Annotated in this window: 15 protein-coding genes; 14 read left to right on the top strand and 1 reads right to left on the bottom strand. The window is 69.5% G+C overall.

The window, feature by feature from the left end; translation table 11 throughout:
* Positions 1-91: 91 nt before the first annotated feature.
* The 3 genes from Q9R13_RS10465 to Q9R13_RS10455 all read left to right on the top strand — a co-directional run bounded on the left by Q9R13_RS10465 (position 92) and on the right by Q9R13_RS10455 (position 5,957).
* Positions 92-3,976 (top strand): DNA-directed RNA polymerase subunit beta', encoded by a 3,885-nt coding sequence (locus Q9R13_RS10465; RefSeq protein ID WP_310961114.1) that lies wholly within the window; start codon positions 92-94, stop codon positions 3,974-3,976.
* Between the two features lie 65 nt (positions 3,977-4,041).
* Positions 4,042-4,689: a 4a-hydroxytetrahydrobiopterin dehydratase gene (locus Q9R13_RS10460; protein ID WP_310961113.1), complete on the top strand. Its 648-nt coding sequence runs from the start codon at positions 4,042-4,044 to the stop codon at positions 4,687-4,689.
* Between the two features lie 32 nt (positions 4,690-4,721).
* The gene (locus tag Q9R13_RS10455; protein ID WP_310965073.1) at positions 4,722-5,957 is read left to right on the top strand and encodes a geranylgeranyl reductase family protein; all 1,236 of its coding nucleotides are present in this window, start codon (positions 4,722-4,724) and stop codon (positions 5,955-5,957) included.
* Positions 5,958-6,001: 44 nt separating this feature from the next.
* Here Q9R13_RS10455 and Q9R13_RS10450 read toward each other — a convergent pair whose 3' ends face one another.
* Positions 6,002-7,105: an acyltransferase family protein gene (locus Q9R13_RS10450; RefSeq protein ID WP_310961112.1), complete on the bottom strand. Its 1,104-nt coding sequence runs from the start codon at positions 7,103-7,105 to the stop codon at positions 6,002-6,004.
* A gap of 37 nt (positions 7,106-7,142) precedes the next feature.
* Here Q9R13_RS10450 and Q9R13_RS10445 point away from each other — a divergent pair, with 37 nt between their 5' ends.
* The 11 genes from Q9R13_RS10445 (at position 7,143) to rpsJ (ending at position 20,091) form a co-directional block, all read left to right on the top strand.
* Positions 7,143-8,039 (top strand): NUDIX domain-containing protein, encoded by an 897-nt coding sequence (locus tag Q9R13_RS10445; RefSeq protein WP_310961111.1) that lies wholly within the window; start codon positions 7,143-7,145, stop codon positions 8,037-8,039.
* Positions 8,036-9,310 carry a hydroxyacid-oxoacid transhydrogenase gene (locus tag Q9R13_RS10440; RefSeq protein WP_310961110.1) on the top strand — a complete coding sequence of 425 codons (1,275 nt, stop codon included), beginning with the start codon at positions 8,036-8,038 and terminating at the stop codon, positions 9,308-9,310. The genes Q9R13_RS10445 and Q9R13_RS10440 overlap by 4 nt, the downstream gene beginning before the upstream one ends.
* A 23-nt stretch (positions 9,311-9,333) precedes the next feature.
* Positions 9,334-12,075: an FAD-binding and (Fe-S)-binding domain-containing protein gene (locus Q9R13_RS10435; protein WP_310961109.1), complete on the top strand. Its 2,742-nt coding sequence runs from the start codon at positions 9,334-9,336 to the stop codon at positions 12,073-12,075.
* Complete coding sequence (locus tag Q9R13_RS10430; RefSeq protein ID WP_310961108.1) at positions 12,068-12,712, top strand: pentapeptide repeat-containing protein; 645 nt, start codon at positions 12,068-12,070, stop codon at positions 12,710-12,712. The genes Q9R13_RS10435 and Q9R13_RS10430 overlap by 8 nt, the downstream gene beginning before the upstream one ends.
* Before the next feature lie 208 nt (positions 12,713-12,920).
* Positions 12,921-13,292: a 30S ribosomal protein S12 gene (gene rpsL / locus Q9R13_RS10425; protein ID WP_028660598.1), complete on the top strand. Its 372-nt coding sequence runs from the start codon at positions 12,921-12,923 to the stop codon at positions 13,290-13,292.
* Between the two features lie 2 nt (positions 13,293-13,294).
* Positions 13,295-13,765 (top strand): 30S ribosomal protein S7, encoded by a 471-nt coding sequence (gene rpsG / locus Q9R13_RS10420; protein WP_310961106.1) that lies wholly within the window; start codon positions 13,295-13,297, stop codon positions 13,763-13,765.
* A gap of 187 nt (positions 13,766-13,952) precedes the next feature.
* Positions 13,953-16,064 (top strand): elongation factor G, encoded by a 2,112-nt coding sequence (gene fusA / locus Q9R13_RS10415; protein WP_310961105.1) that lies wholly within the window; start codon positions 13,953-13,955, stop codon positions 16,062-16,064.
* A gap of 82 nt (positions 16,065-16,146) precedes the next feature.
* Positions 16,147-17,340, top strand: a complete 1,194-nt coding sequence (tuf, locus tag Q9R13_RS10410) for an elongation factor Tu (RefSeq protein ID WP_310961104.1) — start codon at positions 16,147-16,149, stop codon at positions 17,338-17,340.
* Between the two features lie 113 nt (positions 17,341-17,453).
* Entirely contained in the window at positions 17,454-18,710 is a 1,257-nt protein-coding gene (ilvA, locus tag Q9R13_RS10405; RefSeq protein ID WP_310961103.1) for a threonine ammonia-lyase IlvA, read from the top strand.
* A gap of 18 nt (positions 18,711-18,728) precedes the next feature.
* Positions 18,729-19,466 (top strand): tRNA (guanosine(46)-N7)-methyltransferase TrmB, encoded by a 738-nt coding sequence (gene trmB, locus Q9R13_RS10400; RefSeq protein WP_310961102.1) that lies wholly within the window; start codon positions 18,729-18,731, stop codon positions 19,464-19,466.
* Between the two features lie 316 nt (positions 19,467-19,782).
* Complete coding sequence (rpsJ, locus tag Q9R13_RS10395; protein ID WP_008360994.1) at positions 19,783-20,091, top strand: 30S ribosomal protein S10; 309 nt, start codon at positions 19,783-19,785, stop codon at positions 20,089-20,091.
* The last annotated feature ends 4 nt before the right edge of the window (positions 20,092-20,095 follow it).

Genomic DNA, 20,095 nt, shown 5'->3' with positions numbered 1-20,095 from the left:
CGGGCGGCGCGTCCGGCACCGCTGCGGATGCGCCGCCTCCTCCGCCCCCCACCAAGAGATTTAAGAACACTAACGAAGGACAGCAGCCATCGTGCTCGACGTGAATTTCTTCGACCAGCTCAAGATCGGCCTGGCCACTGCGGAGGACATCCGCACCTGGAGCCACGGCGAGGTCAAGAAGCCGGAGACCATCAACTACCGGACGCTCAAGCCCGAGCGTGACGGACTCTTCTGCGAGAAGATCTTCGGTCCCACCCGGGACTGGGAGTGCTACTGCGGCAAGTACAAGCGCGTGCGCTTCAAGGGCATCATCTGCGAGCGCTGCGGCGTCGAGGTGACCCGGTCCAAGGTCCGCCGCGAGCGGATGGGCCACATCGAGCTGGCCGCCCCGGTCACCCACATCTGGTACTTCAAGGGCGTTCCCAGCCGGCTCGGCTACCTGCTCGACCTGGCGCCGAAGGACCTCGAGAAGGTCATCTACTTCGCCGCCTACATGATCACCCACGTCGACGAGGAGGCGCGTCACCGCGACCTCTCCGACCTCGAGGGCAAGATCGGCCTGCAGCGCAAGAGCCTCGAGGGTCGTCGCGACAACCAGATCGAGGAGCGGACCAAGAAGCTCGAGGCCGACCTGGCCGAGCTCGAGGCCGCCGAGGCCAAGGCGGACGCCAAGCGCAAGGTGCGTGACGGTGCCGAGCGCGAGATGGCGCAGATTCGCAAGCGCTCCGACGCCGAGCTCGCCCGCCTCGACGAGGTGTGGAACACGTTCAAGAGCCTGAAGGTCCAGGACCTGATGGGCGACGAGCTGCTCTACCGCGAGATGAAGAACTGGTTCGGCAAGTACTTCGAGGGCCACATGGGCGCTGCTGCGATCCAGAAGCGCCTTCAGGGCTTCGACATCGAGGCCGAGGTCGAGTCGCTGCGGGATGTGATCGCGAACGGGAAGGGCCAGAAGAAGGTCCGTGCCCTCAAGCGGCTCAAGGTCGTTGACGCGTTCCGCAAGACCGGCAACAGCCCCGAGGGCATGGTGCTGGACGCCGTACCCGTCATCCCGCCGGACCTGCGCCCGATGGTGCAGCTCGACGGTGGCCGGTTCGCCACCTCCGACCTCAACGACCTCTACCGCCGGGTGATCAACCGGAACAACCGCCTCAAGCGGCTGCTCGACCTCGGTGCGCCGGAGATCATCGTCAACAACGAGAAGCGGATGCTCCAGGAGGCCGTGGACTCGCTGTTCGACAACGGCCGTCGTGGTCGTCCGGTCACCGGCCCGGGCAACCGGCCGCTGAAGTCGCTGTCGGACATGCTCAAGGGCAAGCAGGGTCGGTTCCGTCAGAACCTGCTCGGCAAGCGCGTCGACTACTCGGGTCGTTCGGTGATCGTGTCCGGTCCGCAGCTGAAGCTGCACCAGTGCGGGCTGCCGAAGTACATGGCGATCGAGCTGTTCAAGCCGTTCGTGATGAAGAGGCTCGTCGACCTGTCCCACGCACAGAACATCAAGTCCGCCAAGCGGATGGTGGAGCGCGCCGTACGCCCCGAGGTCTGGGACGTGCTGGAAGAGGTCATCGCCGAGCACCCAGTGCTGCTCAACCGGGCACCGACGCTGCACCGCCTCGGCATCCAGGCCTTCGAGCCGCAGTTGATCGAGGGCAAGGCCATTCAGATCCACCCGCTCGTGTGCACCGCGTTCAACGCGGACTTCGACGGTGACCAGATGGCCGTGCACCTGCCGCTCTCGGCGGAGGCACAGGCCGAGGCGCGGATCCTGATGCTGTCGACGAACAACATCCTCAAGCCGTCCGACGGTCGCCCGGTGACGATGCCGACCCAGGACATGATCATCGGCATCTTCTTCCTCACCCGGGACACCGACGGTGCCATCGGCGAGGGTCGTGCCTTCTCCTCGATGGGCGAGGCCGTCATGGCGCTCGACCGCGGCCAGATCACCCTGCACTCCAAGGTGAAGATCCGGCTGTCCGGGATCGTGCCGCCGGCCGGCACCGTGCTGCCCGACGGATGGCAGGAGGGCGACCCCGTCACCCTGGACACCACCCTGGGTCGGGCGCTGTTCAACGAGACGCTGCCGGCCAACTATGAGTACGTCGAGTACTCCGTGGGCAAGCGTGAGCTCGGCCGGATCGTCAACAACCTCGCCGAGCGCTACACCAAGGTCGAGGTGGCGAACTCGCTGGACGCCCTGAAGGACACCGGCTTCGCTTGGGCCACGCGCTCGGGTGTCACGGTGTCGATCGAGGACGTCGTCACGCCGCCGGACAAGGCGGAGATCATCGCCAAGTACGACGACACCGCAGCCAAGGTGCAGAAGCAGTTCGAGCGTGGCCTGATCACCGACGACGAGCGCCGTCAGGAGCTCATCGAGATCTGGACCCAGGCATCGAACGAGGTCGCCAAGTCGATGGAGCGGACGTTCGACAAGAACAACCCGATCTTCATGATGGTCGACTCGGGCGCATCCGGGAACATGACGCAGATGCGTCAGGTCGCCGCGATGCGTGGACTGGTGGCGAACCCGAAGGGCGACATCATCCCGCGTCCGATCAAGTCGAACTTCCGCGAGGGCCTATCCGTGCTGGAGTACTTCATCTCCACGCACGGTGCCCGCAAGGGTCTGGCCGACACCGCGCTGCGCACCGCCGACTCGGGTTACCTGACCCGGCGCCTGGTGGACGTGTCGCAGGACGTGATCATCCGTGAGGACGACTGCGGCACCGAGCGCGGCATGCCCAAGGTCATCGGTGTCCGCGGCGAGGACGGCGTGGTGCGTCGCGACGAGAACGTCGAGACCTCGGCGTACGCCCGTACGGCGGCCGTCGACATCGCGCACCCCGAGACGGGTGAGGTGCTGGCGGCTGCCGGTACCGACCTCGGTGACGTCAAGATCGAGGAGCTGATCGCGGCCGGCATCGAGGAGGTCAAGGTCCGCTCCGTGCTGACCTGCGACGCCCAGACCGGCACCTGCGCGAAGTGCTACGGCCGATCGCTGGCCACCGGCAAGCTCGTCGACATCGGCGAGGCCGTCGGCATCATCGCGGCCCAGTCGATCGGCGAGCCCGGCACGCAGCTCACGATGCGTACGTTCCACACCGGTGGCGTGGCGTCCGCGGACGACATCACCCAGGGTCTGCCCCGCGTGGTCGAGCTGTTCGAGGCGCGTCAGCCGAAGGGCAAGGCGCCGATCGCTGAGGCGGCCGGCCGGGTCGAGATCGAGGAGACGGACAAGGCTCGCAAGATCCTGGTCACTCCCGACGACGGCTCGGAGGTCCAGGAGTACCCCGTCAGCAAGCGTCAGCGCCTGCAGGTCGAGGACGGCGATCACGTCGAGGTGGGCCAGAAGCTCACGATCGGCACCGAGGACCCCCAGGACGTCCTGCGCGTGCTCGGCGTCCGCAAGGCCCAGGAGCACCTGGTCGACGAGGTTCAGCAGGTCTACCGCAGCCAGGGCGTGTCGATCCACGACAAGCACATCGAGATCATCGTGCGGCAGATGCTGCGCCGGATCACGGTGATCGAGTCGGGCGACACCAAGCTGCTCCCCTCCGACCTGGTCGACCGGGGACGTTTCGAGGCGGAGAACCGCCAGGCGGTGTCCGAGGGTGTCCGTCCGGCTTCGGGCCGTCCGGTGCTGATGGGCATCACGAAGGCCTCGCTGGCCACCGACTCGTGGCTGTCGGCGGCCTCCTTCCAGGAGACCACCCGGGTCCTGACCGACGCGGCGATCAACGGCAAGTCCGACTCGCTGCTCGGCCTGAAGGAGAACGTGATCATCGGCAAGCTGATCCCGGCGGGAACCGGTCTCGAGCGGTACCGCAACATCCGGGTGGAGCCGACCGAGGAAGCACGTGCCGCGGCGTACTCCGTGACCGGGTACGACTCCTACGGGGACGACTACTTCGGCGCCGGCGGCCAGGCCGTCGCGCTGGACGACTTCGACTTCGGGTCCTACCAGAACAACTGACCGCAGGCGACAGCCCCCACCCGTGCAGGGTGGGGGCTGTCGGCATTTCGTGGCAAGGTGGGGGCGTGAGCGAAACCAAGCTGACCGGAGACCACATCGCCACGCTCGGACTCGCCGACTGGCGCACCCTGCAGTCGAAGCTGCACGCCAGGTTCCGCACCGGTGACTTCGCCACCGGACTGGACCTCGTCAACGCGATCGGGGCGGTGGCCGAGGAGATGAACCACCACCCGGACCTCGACCTGCGCTACACCCACCTGCAGGTGGCCCTCTTCAGCCACGACGTCGGGGCGAAGACGCAGCGCGACGTCGACCTGGCCCGGCGGATCAGCGAGCTCGCCGCCGAGCGCGGTGTGGTCGCCGAGCCACAGGGGCTCACGCTCGTCGAGGCCGGCCTGGACACCTGGGCGACCGCCGAGGTGCTGCCGTTCTGGCGGGCGCTGCTCGGCCTGCCGGAGACCGATGGCGAGGAGGTCGTCGACCCGCTGGGCTTCGTGTCCACGGTGTGGTTCCAAGACACCGACGCCCACGACACCCCGCGGCAGCGCTGGCACTTCGACGTGTGGGTTGCCCCCGACGAGGCCGATGCCCGGATCGCTGCTGCTCTCGAGGCCGGCGGCACCGTCGTCGACGACTCCCACGCACCGAGCTTCACCGTGCTCGCGGACCCGCAGGACAACCGGGCCTGCATCTGCACCCATGCTGGGCGATGAGCAGCTCCTGAGAGGATGGGGCGGTGACGACCATGCCCGCCGCCGCCCGCACCGACGTCCTGGTCGTCGGTGCCGGACCGGCCGGCTCCGCTGCCGCGACCTGGGCGGCGCGCGCCGGGCGCGAGGTCACCCTGGTCGACGCCGCGGTCTTCCCGCGCGACAAGACCTGCGGTGACGGACTGACTCCTCGGGCGATCGGGGAGCTGCAGCGTCTCGGCCTCGACGACTGGGTGCGTTCGCACACCGTCAACCACGGACTCCGCGCGCACGGCTTCGGGCAGACCCTGCTGCTGCCGTGGCCGGGCCAGGGCGCCGGACTGCCGGCGTACGGCTCTGCGGTCGCCCGGACCGAGCTCGACGACCACCTGCGCAGCACCGCGCTGAAGGCGGGCGCGACCGGTGTCGACGGTGCCCGCGCCGTCGATGTCCGGATGGAGGGTGATCGGGTCGCCGGCGTCGTCGTGGACACCGGAGGCGAGCAGGTCGAGATCGGCTGCCAACGTCTGGTGGTCGCCGACGGCGTCCGGTCGCCGCTGGGCAAGCGGCTGGGACGTGCTTGGCACCGCGACACCGTGTACGGCGTCGCCGCCCGCAGCTACGTCGACTCCGCGATGCACGACGATCCCTGGATCAGCTCACACCTGGAGCTGCGCGGCGAGGACGGCAAGGTGCTCTCCGGCTACGGCTGGATCTTCCCGCTCGGCGACGGCCGGGTGAACCTCGGCGTGGGCACCCTGGCGACTGCTCGACGCCCGGCGAAGCTGGCGCTGCGTCCGCTGATGCAGCACTACGCCGACCAGCGGCGCGAGGACTTCCAGCTCGACGGCGAGCTGCGCCTCCCGACCAGCGCGATGCTGCCGATGGGAGGTGCGGTGAGCAACGTGGCCGGACCCAACTGGGCTCTGGTCGGGGACGCGGCAGCCTGCGTCAACCCGTTGAACGGCGAGGGGATCGACTACGGTCTCGAGACGGGCCGGCTGCTCGCGGAGGTGCTCGACGAGGACCTCGCCACGGTGTGGCCGCAGCTGCTGCGCGACCACTACGGCGAGGCGTTCTCGATCGCGCGCAGGCTGGGCCTGGTGGCGACGAACCCGCGCATCGTGGCCGCGCTCGGCCCGGCTGGCATGCGCAGCGACTGGCTGATGACGCTGGCGCTGCGATGGATGGGCAACCTGGTCACCGACGAGGACCGGGACCGCGCCGCGCGGGTGTGGCGCTGGGCGGGGCGCCGCTCGGTCCGGCTCGACCACCGGCCCCCCTTCAGCTGATCCGTTGAGCTGAGCCGTTCAGGTCTGAGCCGTTCAGGACCGGGTCACCAGCCGGCGCCGGCCGGGAGCCTCAGTGGCGGGTCGCAGCGGATCGCGGGGACGGGCCGGACCTCGGTCCGCCCCGCCGGCCCTGCCTGACGACTGGTCGCGCTGCGCAGACGCTGCAGCGACCCGATCGGGTCCACCAGCACGTGCAGCCGTCGTGACACCGGCGGCCAGGCCAGAAGGGTGGCCACCACGACAGCGCCCGCGGTGGTCACGGCGAGCCCGAGGACCGGGTGTCCCACCGACCAGGCCGGGAACCCGGAGAACCTGACCGGCAGGACCGCGAAGCCGTGGAACAGGTACACCACGATCGTCGCCGTGCCCAGCCCGGTGAGCCAGGAGTGGCGGCGTGGCGCGAGTGCCAGGAACGCCAGCGCGCCGGCCGTGCCGACGATCAGCAGCACCATCCGGATGCTCGCCGCCTGGAGCAGGTTGGTGTCCAGGCCGGCGTACGGCGTGCGGTAGTAGAGCCACTCCGTTGGGACCCAGTCCGACGGGACTCGTGCCAGGCCGAGCAGCGTCGCCATCGTGGCCAGCGCCCAGAGCCGGGCGCGCGGTGTGTTGAGCAGCTCCCAGTGCCCGCGGTGCAGGGTCAGCCCCAGCACGAAGAACGGCAGCATGCCGACGATGCGGGACAGGTCGAGCACGTCTCCTGCCCAAAGGCCTCCGGTGAGGCTGGCCAGCACCGAGACGGTCACCGGCGCCGGGACCCGGAGCAGGACCGGGGTCAGCAGCCGCCAGACGAACAGCGCGGCGAGGTACCACATCGGCCAGTGCGGATTGATCCAGAGGTCGTGGAGGTCCCGGTGGCCGAGGTGGACCTGTACCCAGGCCAGCGCGCCCTCGAAGACGACGTACGGGATCGCCACCGTGGTCACCAGAGACCGGAGCCGTCGCGGTGACCACGTGAACGACCTGGAGAAGTGGCCCGTGATCAGGGCGAAGGCCGGCATATGCCACGCGTAGAGGAAGCGGTAGAGCCAGTCCTCGGTGGCGTTGGCCTCAAGCAGGGCCCACGAGTGGCCGACCACCACGAGGCAGATCAGCAGGAACTTGGCATTGTCGAACCAGGGGTCACGGTGCGTCGACGGCTGTTGGCGCATGGCCCCGAACGTACCGGCCCCTCTTAGACTCCCCAGCATGACGAGGCATGGCTCACACGACCTGCCCGGTCGGCAGCGGGTGGCGGCGTACGCCGTCATCATTCGCGACGCCGAGATCCTGCTCTCCCGCCTGGCCCCCTACCTGTCACCCGACGAGATCTGGACGCTGCCCGGCGGGGGCATCGAATTCGGCGAGCATCCCCGCGACGCCGTGGTCCGCGAGGTGCACGAGGAGACCGGTCTGCGTGTCACGGTGGGGGACCGGGCCTGGATCGACTCAGCGGTGCGGACCACGACGGACCCGACCGTGCCTGCCGTGGAGCTGCACTCGGTGCGGATGGTCTTCGAGGGGTGGGTGCCGCTGGACTCCCCCGATCCGCACGTCGTGGAGGAGGACGGATCCACGGTGGATGCTCGATGGCACCGGCTGGCCGACGTCCGCTCCGGGAAGGTGCCGGTGGTGAGGATGGTCACCGACGCGCTCGCCGCCCACGCCCCGACGCGACGGCAACGGCTGGCGGCCAAGGCGCTGGTACGGCGGGGCGACGCCGTGCTGCTGGCGCGACTGTCCGACCGTGCCGTGGAGACCGGCCGATGGACGCTGCCGGGCGGGGGAGTGGACCACGGAGAGGCTCCCGAGGACGCCTTGTCCCGTGAGCTGCTCGAGGAGACCGGACTGGAGGCGCACGTCGGTCGGTTGCTCGGCGTGCACGACCTGCATCTTGTGGGTAACGCACCCGACGGCCGGCACGAGGACTTCCACGCGGTGAACCTCGTCTTCGCCGTCGAGGTGGGGCGGGCGGGCGCGGCGCCGCGGGTGGTCGAGCACGATGGCACCACGGATGCCGTCGCTTGGATCGACCGCACCGACATCGACGACGGCACGGTCCCGGTCACCGAGTTGGTCCGCACAGCACTAGCGTGGCCGTCATGAGCCATCCCGGAGCCGAGACCGTCTTCACCTACGGGGCGCCGACGCTGAAGTTCGGCGCCGGCGCGTCGGACGAGATCGGGCATGACCTCAGTCGCCTCGGTGCGCGCCGAGTGCTGGTCGTCACCGATCCCGGGGTCGCCGCCACCGGGCATCCCGAGCGGGTCGCCGAGCAGATCGCGACGTACGGCATCGAGACGGCGGTGTACGACGGCGTGCACGTGGAGCCCACCGACGCCAGCCTGACCGCGGCGATCGAGCACGCCCGTGGCACCGGACCCTGGGACGCGTTCGTGGCCGTCGGCGGCGGATCGGCGATCGACACCGCGAAGGCGGTGAACCTGCTCACCAGCAACGACGGCGACCTGATGGACTATCTCAACGCCCCGGTCGGCAGGGCCCGGGAGCCGGAGCACCCGCTCAAGCCGTTGGTGGCCGTGCCCACCACGACCGGTACCGGCTCGGAGTCGACCACGGTCTGCGTGCTGGACGTGCTCTCCTTGAAGGTGAAGACCGGAATCAGCCACCCGCGGCTGCGGCCCACGCTGGCCGTGATCGACCCGACGCTCACGGTCACCCAGCCGGCCGGCGTCACGGCCGCCTCCGGGATGGACATCCTGTGCCACGCGCTCGAGAGCTACACCGCGCGGCCCTACACCTCCTACGACCGCAAGCAGCCCGAGCAGCGGGTGCCCTACTGCGGGGCCAACCCGATCTCGGACATGTGGTCGGAGAAGGCGATGACGCTGCTCGCCACATCCTTCCGCGCCGCGGTCCACCACGGTGACGACCTCGCGGCCCGTGAGCAGATGGCGATGGCTGCGACGTTCGCCGGGATGGGCTTCGGCAACGCGGGTGTGCACGTCCCGCACGCGAACGCGTACCCGATCGCGGGTCGCGTGCGGGACTTCCACCCGGCCGGCTACCCGGCCGACGAGCCGATGGTGCCGCACGGGATGGCGGTCTCGCTCACCGCGCCCGAGGCGTTCCGCTGGACCTTCGAGGCGGACCCGGGACGGCACCTCCGCGCGGCCGCCCTGCTCGCCCCCGGGCACGAGTACGACGGGCCCGACGCGCTATCCGCCGTGCTCACCGACCTGATGCGCGACATCGCTCTCCCCAACGGCCTGGCCGCGGTCGGCTACGGGGACGGCGACGTCGACGACCTCGTCGAAGGCGCGATGAAGCAGCAGCGACTGCTCGCCACTGCGCCCCGCGATGTGACCGAGGAAGCCGTCGCGTCCATCCTCAGGAGGTCCCTCCAGCTCTGGTGAGGCACGGTGGGAGGATCGTGCCCATGACGAACGGGCTCGCCGACGCGCTCCGTCGGGTGGGCGTGACCGACGTCGACGACTCGGCGCTGGCACGATCGCTCTACGCCAGCGACGCCTCGCTCTACCGGATCCCGCCCCGGGTGGTGGTGCGCCCCCGGGCCACCGATGAGATCGCCGCCGTCCTCTCCGTCGCCCGTGAGCACGCGGTTCCGCTGACCATGCGTGGCGCCGGCACGTCCATCGCCGGCAACGCGGTCGGGCCAGGCATCGTGGTCGACACCAGCAAGCACCTCAACCGGATCCTCGCCCTCGACCGCGACGCCCGCACCGCTCACGTCCAGCCCGGGGTCGTGCACGCGCGGCTGCAGCGCGAGGCCGTCGCCCTGGGGCTGCGCTTCGGCCCCGACCCCTCCACGCACACCCGCTGCACAGTCGGCGGAATGATCGGCAACAACGCCTGCGGCTCCCGGGCACTGGGCTACGGCCGCACCGTCGACAACGTCGAGAGCCTGACGGTGCTGCTCGCCGACGGTACGACGGTCACCGCCAGCGACCGCCTCGACGCCTTGGTGGACGCGAACCTGGGCCTGGTCCGCACAGAGTTCGGCCGGTTCGGCCGCCAGGTCAGCGGCTACTCGTTCGATCAGCTGCTCCCCGAGAACGGCCGCCGCTTCGACCGGTTCCTGGTCGGCACCGAGGGGACGCTGGGCATCGTGCTCGACGCGACCGTCCGGCTTGTCGAGGACGCTGCGTTCCGCGCGCTGGCGGTGCTCGGCTACGGCTCGATGGCCGAGGCCGGCGACGCCGTACCGCCGCTGCTGGCGCTCGACCTGGTGGCCTGCGAGGGCCTCGACGACCGGATCGCGTCGCTGGTCCCCGGCCACCCGGAGCTGCCGACCGGGGCGGGGTGGCTGTTCGCCGAGGTCACCGGCGGCACGGCCGAGGAGGCGCGGTCCCGGGCGGAGGCGGTCGCCGCCGCAGCCGGCGTACCGTCTCGCGTGGTCACCGATCCGGCCGAGCAGGCGGCGCTCTGGCGGATCCGGGAGGACGGCGCCGGGCTCGCCGCTCGCACGCTCAGCCGCCCGGCGCACGCCGGCTGGGAGGACGCCGCGGTGCCGCCCGAGCGGCTCGGCGCCTATCTCCGCGACTTCGAGGCCCTGCTGCACGACTCGCGCCTCGATGGCGTCCCCTATGGACACTTCGGCGACGGATGCGTGCACGTGCGCATCGACTTCGAGCTCGACGACGCCGATGGACGCAAGCGGTTCCGCCGATTCGTCGAGGACGCCGCCGACCTGGTCGCCGGCTATGGCGGATCGATGTCGGGCGAGCACGGGGACGGCCGGGCCCGCTCGGAGCTGCTCGGACGGATGTACTCAGCCGACGCCCTCGCGCTGATGAGCCGCGCCAAGCGGATACTCGACCCGGACAACCTGCTCAACCCCGGCGTGCTGGTCGAGCCGGCGCCGTTCGACGCCGACCTGCGGCTCGCCGCTCCTCGTCGGGCCGAGCGGCCGTTCCTACGCCTGACCCACGACGGCGGGTCGCTGGCCGCAGCCGTGCACCGATGCACGGGCGTCGGCAAGTGCCTGGCCGACAACACCGCCTCCGGCGGCGTGATGTGCCCGTCGTACGTCGCCACCCGCAACGAGAAGGACTCGACCCGCGGTCGGGCCCGGGTGCTGCAGGACGTGGTCACCGGCGCGCTGGAGTTCGACGATCCCGCGGTCACCGAGGCGCTCGACCTGTGTCTGTCCTGCAAGGGCTGCGCACACGACTGCCCGACCGGGATCGACATGGCGACCTACAAGTCCGAGGTGCTGCACCAGCAATACCGCCACCGGCCGCGGCCGCGCAGCCACTACGCGCTCGGTCGGCTGCCGCTGTGGGCCCGGATGACACCCCCGAGGCTCGCCAACCGGATGCTCCGCAGCCGCGGGCTCTCCCGAGTGGCGCGGTGGGCGGCCGGGGTGGACCAGCGGCGCAGCCTGCCGACGTTCTCGGAGGTGCCCTTCCGCCGCAAAACGTCCCGGGAGCGCGACCAGCACGCCGAGACCCCGGACGTCTGGATCTGGGCGGACTCCTTCACCGACGCGTTCGCGGCCGAAACCGGCAGCGCCGCCGTACGGCTGCTGGAGTCGCTGGGCCTGCGGGTCGGCGTCATCCCGGAGCCGGCGTGCTGCGGGCTCACCTGGATCACCACCGGCCAGCTCACCGCGGCCCGACGGATCGTCGCGCGGACCGTCGCGACACTGCACCCCTACGTCGCCTCCGGGGTCCCGGTCGTCGGGCTCGAGCCGAGCTGTCTGGCCGCGTTGCGCGAGGATGCCCGGCAGCTGGTCGAGGACCCGCGAGTCGAGGACGTCGCCACCGGGGTACACACGCTCGCCGAGCTGTTGACGGCCCGAGGGTGGAACCCGCCGGACCTGAGCGGCACCGAGATCCTCGTGCAACCGCACTGCCACCACTCCAGCGTGTTGGGCTGGGAGGTGGACGCCGCGCTGCTGGCGCGCACCGGCGCCACCATCACCCGACTCGGCGGCTGCTGCGGGCTGGCCGGCAACTTCGGTGTCGAGCAGGGTCACTACGAGACCAGCGTCGCGGTGGCTGAGCACCAGTTGCTGCCCGCCGTACGCCGGGCGATGCCGGGCACGATCATCCTGGCCGACGGCTTCTCCTGCCGGACCCAGCTGACAGACCTGGCCGGCGTGCACGCCGTACACCTCGCCGAGGTGCTGCTCGGCGACGCGGGGACTCGTGGTTGAGCCGCCCCGGCGCCCCGACCTGGTGCTCGACGAGCTCGAGAGCGGCTCCGAGCAGGACCTGGTGCTCGAGCGCGCGCTCGACGGCGTCAGCGTGACCGATGCCGACGTGGGCGGCGAGCGGCTGCCCGACCGCTCCCTCACCGAGTGCCACCTGGAACGGGTCCGCTTCGACGGGGCTGTCCTCGACGGCGCCCGCTGGCGCGAGTGCCGGCTGGTCGACTGTGCCGCGACCTCGTTGCGTGCCGCCTCGGCCCGGTGGCGGGAGGTGCTGCTCGAGGGTGGCCGGTACGGCGCGCTGGAGCTCTACGACGGCGACCTGCGCGTGGTCGAGCTCGTCGGGGTCCGCATCGACTACCTGAACCTGCGGGGGGCCGACGTCGCCGACCTGCGCCTGGAGCGGTGCCACCTGGGCGCGCTCGACCTCACCGACGCGGCCGTGGCGCGGGTCGCCTTCGAGGACTGCGAGGTGACCGACCTGGCGGTGCGCGGAGCGACCCTCACCGACGTCGATCTCCGCGACGCCCGGCTCACCACCGTCACCGGGCTCGCCGGCCTCCGGGGAGCCACGGTCAGCCCCGCCCAGCTGCACGACCTGGCCCCGCTGCTGGCCGACGAATGGGGTATCCGGGTCGGGTGAGCACGCCCTCGGACCCGGGGCCGTCGTCGATTTGGTCCGCACCCCGGCGACGGGTAACCTTGGCGTTCGTGTCTGGCGTGCCAGGCACTGATGCGTGCCCGGATTCCGCGGGCGCGCCGGGCACCACCGCGCGAGCGGCAGTTCCCGATCATCCACCGCCTCGACAGGTCGTCGTCGCGAGAGAGCAGCAAAGAAAGGGAACCACCCGGTGCCCACCATTCAGCAGTTGGTCCGCAAGGGTCGCCAGGACAAGGTGTCGAAGAACAAGACGCCTGCCCTGAAGGGTTCGCCCCAGCGTCGCGGCGTGTGCACGCGTGTGTACACCACGACCCCCAAGAAGCCGAACTCCGCCCTGCGCAAGGTCGCCCGCGTGCGCCTGTCCAGCGGTGTCGAGGTCACGGCGTACATCCCCGGTGTCGGCCACAACCTGCAGGAGCACTCGATCGTGCTCGTCCGCGGTGGTCGTGTGAAGGACCTGCCCGGTGTGCGCTACAAGATCATCCGCGGCACGCTCGACACCCAGGGCGTGAAGAACCGCAAGCAGGCCCGCAGCCGTTACGGCGCGAAGAAGGAGAAGTAAGGATGCCGCGCAAGGGTCCGGCCCCCAAGCGGCCGATCGACGTCGACCCGGTCTACGGGTCGCAGCTCGTCTCGCAGCTGGTCAGCAAGGTCCTCCAGGACGGCAAGAAGCAGGTCGCCCAGCGGATCGTCTATTCGGCGCTCGAGGGCGCTCGCGAGAAGACCGGCACCGACCCGGTCGTCACGCTGAAGCGTGCGCTCGACAACGTCAAGCCCGCGATCGAGGTCAAGTCCCGTCGAGTCGGCGGCGCGACGTACCAGGTCCCGATCGAGGTCAAGGGCACCCGCGGCACCACGCTCGCGCTGCGCTGGCTCGTCGGCTACGCCCAGGAGCGCCGCGAGAAGACCATGGCCGACCGGCTGATGAACGAGATCCTCGACGCCTCGAACGGCCTGGGCGCCGCGGTGAAGAAGCGCGAGGACACCCACAAGATGGCCGAGTCCAACAAGGCCTTCGCGCACTACCGCTGGTGACGGGGTCGCGGTTGCTTCCATCATCATTCGTGGTTGCGGCCGCAGGGGTACAGGTACCTCGCTCCGATCACCTCGTCGGTCACCGGTTGGTCGCCGTTACCTCGCTCCAATGACGGGCCTGCGGCCGAACCAGGATCTCAATCATCGGTTTCATCAAGACGTACTAACTAAGGAACGCTGACTCAAAGTGGCAGTCGACATCACCACGGACCTCAACAAGGTCCGGAACATCGGCATCATGGCGCACATCGACGCCGGCAAGACCACCACCACCGAGCGCATCCTGTTCTACACCGGCATCACCTACAAGATCGGTGAGGTCCACGAGGGCGCAGCCACGATGGACTGGATGGAGCAGGAGCAGGAGCGCGGCATCACGATCACGTCCGCCGCGACCACCTGCTGGTGGAAGAACCACCAGATCAACATCATCGACACTCCGGGCCACGTCGACTTCACCGCTGAGGTCGAGCGCTCGCTGCGGGTGCTCGACGGTGCGGTCGCCGTGTTCGACGGTGTCGCCGGTGTCGAGCCGCAGACGATGACGGTGTGGCGCCAGGCCAACAAGTACTCCGTTCCGCGGATGTGCTTCGTGAACAAGCTCGACCGGACCGGAGCGGACTTCTTCCGCTGCGTCGACATGATGGTCGAGCGGCTCAACTCCACTCCGCTCGTGCTGCAGCTGCCGATCGGAGCCGAGGCGGACTTCCTCGGTGTGGTCGACCTCGTCGGGATGCGCGCGCTGACCTGGCACGGCGAGACCAAGATGGGCGAGGACTACGAGGTCGAGGAGATCCCCGCCGAGCTCCAGGCCAAGGCCGACGAGTACCGCGAGAAGCTCCTCGAGACGCTCGCCGAGGCCGACGATGCCATCATGGAGAAGTACCTCGAGGGCGAGAGCTTCACCGTCGAGGAGCTCGAGGCCGCGATCCGTCGCGCCACGCTGGCCGACAAGGTCAACCCCGTGCTGTGCGGTACGGCGTTCAAGAACAAGGGCGTCCAGCCGCTCCTCGACGCGGTCGTGAAGTACCTGCCGTCGCCCCTGGACATCGAGGCCATCGTCGGCCATGCCCAAGGTGACGAGGAGAAGGCGATCGAGCGGCATCCCGCCGACGACGAGCCGTTCTCCGGACTGGCCTACAAGATCGCCACCGACCCGCACCTGGGCAAGCTGATCTACGTGCGCGTCTACTCCGGCAAGCTCGAGGCGGGCACCACGGTGCTGAACTCCGTCAACGGCCGCAAGGAGCGGATCGGCAAGGTCTACCAGATGCACGCCAACAAGCGTGAGGAGATCGCGTCGGTCGGCGCCGGCCAGATCGTGGCCGTGATGGGCTTGAAGGACACCAAGACCGGACACACCCTGTGTGACCCGCAGAACCCGGTGATCCTCGAGTCGATGACGTTCCCGGCTCCGGTGATCGAGGTCGCGATCGAGCCCAAGACCAAGGGCGACCAGGAGAAGCTCAGCACCGCGATCCAGCGGCTCTCCGACGAGGACCCGACCTTCACGGTCAAGGCCGACGAGGAGACCGGGCAGACGATCATCGCCGGCATGGGCGAGCTCCACCTGGAGATCCTGGTCGACCGGATGAAGCGCGAGTTCCGCGTCGAGGCGACGGTCGGCAAGCCGCAGGTCGCCTACCGCGAGACGATCCGTCGCAAGGTCGAGAAGCACAGCTACACGCACAAGAAGCAGACCGGAGGCTCCGGTCAGTTCGCGAAGGTGCTCATCAGCATCGAGCCCAACATCGACCCCGAGACCGGCTCCGGTGCGGGCTACGAGTTCGTGAACAACGTGTCGGGTGGCCGCGTGCCGCGTGAGTACATCCCGTCGGTCGATCAGGGCGCCCAGGAGGCGATGGAGTTCGGCGTGCTCGCCGGCTACCCGATGGTCGACGTCAAGGTCTCGTTGGAGGACGGCGCCTACCACGACGTCGACTCCTCCGAGCTGGCCTTCAAGATCGCCGGCAACCAGGCGTTCAAGGAGGCGGCGCGGATGGCCAAGCCGGTCCTGCTCGAGCCGATGTTCGCCGTCGAGGTGGTCACCCCGGAGACCTTCCTGGGTACCGTGATCGGCGACATCAACTCCCGTCGCGGTCAGATCACCGCGCAGGAGGAGCGCCATGGGGACATGGTGGTCAGCGCCGTGGTGCCCCTCTCAGAGATGTTCGGGTACGTTGGGGACCTGCGGTCGAAGACCTCAGGTCAGGCGTCGTACTCGATGGAGTTCGACTCGTACGCCGAGGTTCCGCAGAACGTCGCCGACGAGATCATCAAGAAGGTCCGGGGCGAGTAGGGCAGCGTCCCTCTCGTCCAGCGGCGTTCAGCAGTTCCCACAAAAAACGAGTCAGCAGTAACAACAACAGGAGGAGCCAGAAGTGGCTAAGGCGAAGTTCGAGCGGACCAAGCCGCACGTCAACATCGGAACGATCGGTCACATCGACCACGGCAAGACGACCTTGACCGCGGCGATCACCAAGGTGCTGCACGACAAGTACCCTGACCTGAACCCGTTCACGCCGTTCGACGAGATCGACAAGGCTCCCGAGGAGCGTCAGCGCGGTATCACCATCTCGATCGCGCACGTCGAGTACCAGACCGAGGCGCGTCACTACGCCCACGTCGACTGCCCCGGTCACGCCGACTACATCAAGAACATGATCACCGGCGCGGCCCAGATGGACGGCGCGATCCTCGTGGTCGCCGCCACCGACGGCCCGATGCCGCAGACGCGCGAGCACGTGCTGCTCGCCCGCCAGGTCGGCGTGCCGGCGATCGTGGTCGCTCTGAACAAGTGCGACATGGTCGACGACGAGGAGCTCGTCGAGCTCGTCGAGATGGAGGTGCGCGAGCTCCTCAACGAGTACGAGTTCCCCGGTGACGACGTCCCCGTCGTCAAGGTCGCTGCCTTCCCGGCGCTGAACGGCGACGAGAAGTGGGGCCAGTCGATCGCCGAGCTGATGGACGAGGTCGACAAGTACATCCCGCAGCCGGAGCGCGACACCGAGAAGCCGTTCCTGATGCCCGTCGAGGACGTGTTCACGATCACCGGTCGCGGCACCGTCATCACCGGTCGTATCGAGCGCGGTGTGGTGAAGGTGAACGAGGAGGTCGAGATCATCGGCATCCGCGACGTCTCGCAGAAGTCGACCGTCACCGGCATCGAGATGTTCCGCAAGCTCCTCGACGAGGGCCAGGCCGGCGAGAACGTCGGGCTGCTGCTCCGCGGCACGAAGCGCGAGGACGTCGAGCGCGGCATGGTGGTCATCAAGCCGGGCTCGAACACCCCGCACACCAACTTCGACGCCTCGGTCTACATCCTGTCCAAGGACGAGGGCGGCCGGCACACGCCGTTCTTCAACAACTACCGTCCGCAGTTCTACTTCCGGACCACGGACGTGACCGGCGTGGTGACCCTCCCCGAGGGTCGCGAGATGGTCATGCCGGGCGACAACACCGACATGTCGGTCGAGCTGATCCAGCCCGTCGCCATGGAGGACGGCCTCCGCTTCGCGATCCGCGAAGGTGGCCGGACCGTCGGCGCAGGTCGCGTCACCAAGATCACCAAGTGATCTAACGCTTCATCTGGTTGGGCCCGGTCCGTACGGACCGGGCCCAACTGCTCTCAGCGGCATCGTGGGGCCGGCCGGCAGCCGGCCACGGTCGACTACTAGCATCGGTCGACGTGACCGGAGCCGACCTGTCCGCCAACGGCGTCGAGCGGGCGGCAGAGCGGATCGCCCGCGTCGTCCGGCGTACTCCTCTCGAGCGCAGCGAGCGCCTCAGTGCCGCCGCGGGCGCCGGGGTCCTGCTCAAGCGGGAGGACCTCCAGCAGGTCCGGTCCTACAAGATCCGCGGCGCCTACCACCTGATCTCGTCGCTGACCGAGGACGAGCGCGGCCGCGGCGTGGTCTGCGCGAGCGCCGGCAACCACGGCCAGGGCGTGGCCGCGAGCTGCGCCGCGCTCGGGATCGACGCCCGGGTCTACGTGCCCGGCAACACGCCACGGCAGAAGCGGCAGCGGATCATGGCGCTGGGCCGCGGCCGCGCCGAGCTGATCGTCACCGGCAGCTCGTACGACGAGGCGGGCGCTGCCGCCCTGGCCGACGCCGAGACGACCGGTGCGGTGCACGTCCACCCCTTCGACGACCCTCGAACCATCCTCGGTCAGGGCACCGTCGCCGTGGAGATCGCGTCCCAGGCCCCAGGGCCGCTCCACACCGTGCTGGTGCCGGTCGGCGGCGGCGGGCTGGTCTCCGGGATGGCGCTGTGGCTGCGCGAGCGGTCGCCGGGCGTCCGGATCGTCGGGGTCGAGCCGGCGGGTGCCCCGTCGATGACGGCCGCGCTGGCCGCAGGGGAGCCGGTGGACATCGCAGGCGTCGACGGGTTCGTCGACGGCGCCGCGGTGGCGCGGGTCGGCCGGCTCACGTTCCCGTTGGTGCGCGACCTGGTCGACGAGGTCGTCACGGTGCCGGAGGGCGCGATCTGCACCGAGATGCTCGAGCTCTACCAGGTGGACGGGATCATCGCCGAGCCGGCCGGCGCCCTCGCCGGCACTGCGGCGCACATCCTCGCCGGCACCGTGCCGGCCGACCAGTCGCTGGTGTGTGTGGTCTCCGGCGGCAACAACGACGTCAGCCGCTACTCGGAGATCCTCGAGCGGTCGCTGATCCACGAGGGCCTGCGCCACTACTTCCTGGTCACCTTCCCCCAGGAGCCGGGCGCGCTGCGTCACTTCCTCGACGACGTGCTGAGCCCGAGCGACGACATCGTGGTCTTCGAGTACGTCAAGAAGAACAACCGCGAAACCGGCCCAGCCCTGGTGGGCATCGAGTTGGACCGGGCCGAGGACCTGACCGGACTACTCGCCCGGATGGACGACAGCCGGCTGCAGATCGAGCGGGTCCCGCCCGGGTCGCCGATCTTCAGCTTCTTGACGTGACCCTAGACTCGTACGGCCATGGAACCGCACCTGCCGCCCGCCCGGCCGCACCAGAGGTTCACTGACGACGGCCGCCGGATCCGCGAGGTGCTCACCTACTCCCGCCGGGGCAGCCGGTTCACTCCGCGGCAACAACAGGCCTGGGACGCGCACGCGGACGCCTGGGTGATCCCCGACGATGCCGTCGACGACCCGGCCTTCCGGCTCGCGGACTGGTTCGGCCGGCGACCGGCCGACGTGAGCGCCCCGCTGATCGTGGAGATCGGCTGCGGAGTGGGGGAGGCCACCGGACCGCTCGCAGCGGCGCGGCCCGACCACGACGTCCTCGCGTTGGAGGTCTGGCGCCCCGGGGTGGCCGACTCGCTGGGCAACGTCGCCGCGGCCGGGGCGCAGAACGTACGGTTCCTCGGTGTCGACGCGGTGTGGTCCCTTGAGCACCTGGTCGGTCCGGAGGGGCTCGCGGAGCTGTGGACCTTCTTCCCCGACCCATGGCCCAAGACGAGGCATCACAAGCGCCGGCTGGTCACGCCGGACTTCGCACGCCTGGTGGCGGACCGGCTCGCCCGCGGCGGAGTGTGGCGGCTGGCGACCGACTGGCCGGCGTACGCCGATCGGATGCGTGCGGTCCTCGACGCCGAGCCGGGCCTCGAAGGAGGGGTGACGCCGCGATGGGCGGAGCGTCCCTCGACCCGCTTCGAGCGTCGTGGCCTGGAGGCGGGGCGGCCCATCACCGACCTGACCTACCGGCGGCGGTGAGCCAGACCCGGCTCGATTTGGCGGACCGCGGGTGCGTCTGACAAGATAGTTCGGTTGCTCCGGCGGGATTGCCGGGGCGCGGACATTGACTACTGAACAGGCTCTCCTGGCGCGACTGGTTCAAGTCGCGCGTGCCGACGCCCGATCAGTTGCAGGTCCGCGCCGCACCTGGAGATCCCGTTCCGTCCGGTCCTGAAAGTGAGGGACTGGGCACCAATCCCAGACAACGACCCGTTGCAGTCGAGCGGACTCGTGTGCGAAATGCCCACGACACGCCCGACCGCGGGGGTCGGCGAGATATGAAGGACGAAGCTGGATGGCAGGACAGAAGATCCGCATCAGGCTCAAGGCCTATGACCACGAGGTGATCGACACCTCGGCGCGGAAGATTGTGGACACCGTGACCCGGACGGGCGCCAAGGTTGCCGGCCCGGTGCCGTTGCCCACGGAGAAGAACGTCTACTGCGTGATCCGCTCGCCCCACAAGTACAAGGACTCTCGCGAGCACTTCGAGATGCGCACCCACAAGCGTCTCATCGACATCATTGACCCCACGCCGAAGACCGTCGACTCGCTGATGCGGCTCGATCTTCCCGCTGGCGTCGACATCGAGATCAAGCTCTGAGGCC

This window comes from Nocardioides marmorisolisilvae (assembly GCF_031656915.1).
GTDB lineage: Bacteria > Actinomycetota > Actinomycetes > Propionibacteriales > Nocardioidaceae > Marmoricola > Marmoricola terrisoli.
The sequence above is the reverse complement of the archived record's forward strand: the minus strand, read 5'-3'. Positions and strand labels throughout refer to the sequence as shown.